Genomic DNA, 3399 nt, shown 5'->3' with positions numbered 1-3399 from the left:
GGGCGGCGTGACCGTCTACGACATGAGCATCTTCACCTCCGACCTGAACCCCGCGCCGCTGCTCGCCCTGCTGGTCGCCCTGGCCGTGCCCGCGGCGGCCGTCGGCGTCACCCTGCTCGCGCTGCGCGGCGTCGTCATCGAGCCGCTGGGCGTCGTACGCTCCGCGCGGCCCCGCCGGCGGCGCATCTGGTGGCGGCTGCTGCTGCCCGCCGCCGGACTGGCCCTGCTCGCTCCGATGATGGGCCGGGGCGACGACGACGGCGCGTTCCCCGAGTGGCAGGTCATCGGCGGCACCGTGCTGCTGCTGACCGGCATCACCGCGCTGCTGCCCTGGCTCGTCGAGGCCGTGGTCGCCCGCCTCGGCCGCGGGTCCACGTCCTGGCAGTTGGCCGTGCGCCGGCTCCAGCTCAGCAGCGGCACCGCCGCCCGGCTGGTCAACGGCATCGCCGTCGCCGTCGCCGGGGCCATCGCGCTGCAGATGGTCTTCGCCGGCGTCGACGACGAGTACAGCAAGCCGACCGGCAACGACACCGACCTCGCCCAGTTGTCGGTGTACGCGGCGCCCGGACAGGACCTCCGGGTGAGTGACCGGGTCGCCGCGACCGAGGGCGTCCGGGAGACCGTCACCACGATCTCCGCCGAGGTCGGCGACGGCAAGCGCAACCCGGCCGGGACCACCACGCTGACCATCGGCTCCTGCGCGCAACTGCGTGAGCTGGCGCGTCTCCCCGACTGCCGCGACGGTGACGCCTTCCACCTCACCGGCGCCTACGACAGCGCCGACACCGAGCGGCTGCTCTCGGGGGACGGACCGCTGTACCTGAACCCGTCGTACGACGGGCTGCGCGGCAAGGCGCTCCCCTGGACCCCGCCACCCGGCGTCCGCCCCGCCAAGGCACTCCGCGACGTCGACGGCTACCGGCACGGCGGTGTCGTGGCGACTCCCGCCGCCGTCCCCGATGTCCACGAATCCGGCGTGTTCACCGCCTCCGTCGACGTCCGGCTCGACCCGGCCGTACCGGACGCGGCCGAGCGCGTACGCAACGCGGCCGACGACCTCGACCCGCTGCTCGCCGTCCATACGCTGACCGGTGAGACCGTGGACGAGGACTTCGCCGGCATCCGCACCGGGCTCGCGGTGGGCGCCGCGTGCGTGCTGGTGCTGATCGGCTCCAGCCTGCTCGTCGGCCAGCTCGAACAGCTCCGGGAACGGCGCAAGCTGCTGTCGTCGCTGGTCGCGTTCGGCACCCGGCGCAGCACGCTCAGCCTGTCGGTGTTCTGGCAGACGGCGATCCCGGTGGCGCTGGGCATGAGCCTGTCGACGGGCTTCGGGCTCGTCCTGGGCGCGGTGCTGATGCGCATGACGGACACGCCCGTGGCGATCGACTGGACGTCGGTGCTGACGATGACGGCGGCGGGCGGCGCGGTGGTCGTCGGGGTCACGGCGCTGAGCATGCCGCTGCTGATCCGGCTGATGCGGCCGGACGGGCTGCGCACCGAGTAGGGAGCCCGGGACCGGCCCGGCGCGCGTCGTAGGGGGGCGCGCCGGGCCGGTCCCGTACTGTCCGGGGGCGGGCCGCAGGGTTCTGTAGGGTCGGGCGCGTGGCACTCGACGCGCTCAAGTCGGCCCTCCCCGGCTACGCCGGGGACCTGCGCCGCAACCTCACCTCGGTCGTCGACGACGGGCCGCTGCCGGAGCGGCAGTTGTGGGGCGCCCTGCTCGCCTGCGCCATCGCCGTCCGCTCCCCCACCGTGCTGCGCGCCGTGGCGGCGGAGGCGCGCGAGCGGCTGGCGCCCGAGGCGTACGACGCCGCCGGGGAGGCCGCCGCGGCGATGGCGGCGAACAACGTCCTCTTCCGCGCCCGGCACCTGCTCTCCGACCCCGGGTACGCCCGGCTGCGCACCGGGCTGCGGACGAACGTGCTGGGCGCCCGGGGCGTACCCAAGGCGGACTACGAGCTGTGGTGCGTGGCCGTGTCCGCCGTGGGCGGCTGCGGGGCGTGCCTGGACGAGCACGAGCGCGCGCTGCGGCGGACCGGTGCGGACCGGGAGACGGTGCACGAGGCGCTGAAGGTCGCCGCGGTCGTCCAGGCGGCGGGCACGGTCCTCGACGCGGAGGCGGCGCTCGGCCACGGCTGAACGCCGGTTGCGGCCCGTCCCGTACGCCCCCTCGCGCCGGACCGCTGCATCGGCCCCCCGCGCCCGGACCGCCGTCGGCCCTTGCGCGTCAGCCCTTCGTGTCGCCGCCGCCGGCCGCCTCCGGGCCGCCGCCGCCCGCTCCCGTCCCCGCCACCTCCGCGTCCGTGCCGGGCGCGGGGGTGTCGGTCGGCGTGGCCGGCGAGACTTCGAGCGCCGTCGCCCCGTGCGGTGGTGGCCCCGGATCCGCGACGTGTTCGCGGTGGTACGCCTTGAGATATCCGACCGCCGTGTTGAGCACCGCGATCAGCGGCACCGCCACCACCGCGCCCGGGATGCCCGCGACGAGCGTGCCGATGGCCACCGCGAGCACCACTGCCAGCGGGTGCACCCGCACCATGCGGCCGAGGATGAACGGCTGCAGGATGTGCCCCTCGATCTGCTGCACGAGCAGGACCACGCCGAGCACCAGCAGCGCCGTGATCATCCCGTTCGTCACGAACGCCACGACCACCGCGAGCGCGCCGGAGACCAGCGCACCGACGAGTGGCACGAACGCGAAGAGGAAGATCAGCACGGCCAGTGGCACGGCCATGGGCACGTCGAGGATGAAGATGCCGATGCCGATGAACACCGCGTCGATGAGCGCCACCAGCACGGTGCCGCGCACGTAACCGGTGAGCGTGGCCCACACCTTGGGGCCCGCGCCCGCCACGGCGTCACGGGCGTCGGTGGGCACGAAGTTCAGGCACCAGCGCCAGATGCGCTGGCCGTCGTAGAGCAGGAAGATGGTGACGAAAGCGGCGATGGCGGCGCCGGAGAAGAACTCCAGCACGTACGAGACGCCTTCGAGGCCCGCGGAGGTGACCTCGCTGGAGTTCTCGCCGAGCCAGTCGCTTATCTCGTTGCCGATGTTGTTGACCTGTTTTTCCTGCACGTGGAACGGCCCGTCGATGAGCCATTCCTGGGCGTCGTCGATGCCCTGCTGGATGCGGTCGGTCAGATCGTCGATGTTCTCCATGATCTGCCAGACCACGAACCAGCCGATGAGGCCGATCGCGACGAAGCCGCCGATGAACGTGGTGGCCGTGGCCAGGCCCTGGCTGAAGCCCCAGCGGCGCAGCCGCGCGACCGTCGGCTGCAGCAGCGCGGTGACCAGCAGGCCGACCGCGAAGGCGATGACGACGAGGCTGACGACGCTGATGATCTGCATCAGCACGTAGATGAGGCCGGCGAGGACCAGCAGCCGCCAGCCCACCTCGG

Annotated in this window: 3 protein-coding genes; 2 read left to right on the top strand and 1 reads right to left on the bottom strand. The window is 73.5% G+C overall.

What is annotated here, in order from left to right; genetic code table 11:
- Positions 1–1504 (top strand): ABC transporter permease (locus tag H5J30_RS22920; RefSeq protein WP_309505607.1); only part of this gene is annotated, 1504 nt, incomplete at its 5' end.
- A gap of 98 nt (positions 1505–1602) precedes the next feature.
- Positions 1603–2139 carry an alkylhydroperoxidase, AhpD family gene (gene ahpD / locus H5J30_RS22915; RefSeq protein WP_181789272.1) on the top strand — a complete coding sequence of 179 codons (537 nt, stop codon included), beginning with the start codon at positions 1603–1605 and terminating at the stop codon, positions 2137–2139.
- Positions 2140–2227: 88 nt separating this feature from the next.
- Here the strand turns inward: ahpD and H5J30_RS22910 are convergent.
- The coding region (locus H5J30_RS22910; protein WP_181789271.1) for an AI-2E family transporter at positions 2228–3399 on the bottom strand (1172 nt) is incomplete at its 5' end.

Source organism: Streptomyces phytophilus, from assembly GCF_013870535.1.
Classification (GTDB): Bacteria; Actinomycetota; Actinomycetes; order Streptomycetales; family Streptomycetaceae; genus Streptomyces; species Streptomyces phytophilus.
The sequence above is the reverse complement of the archived record's forward strand: the minus strand, read 5'-3'. Positions and strand labels throughout refer to the sequence as shown.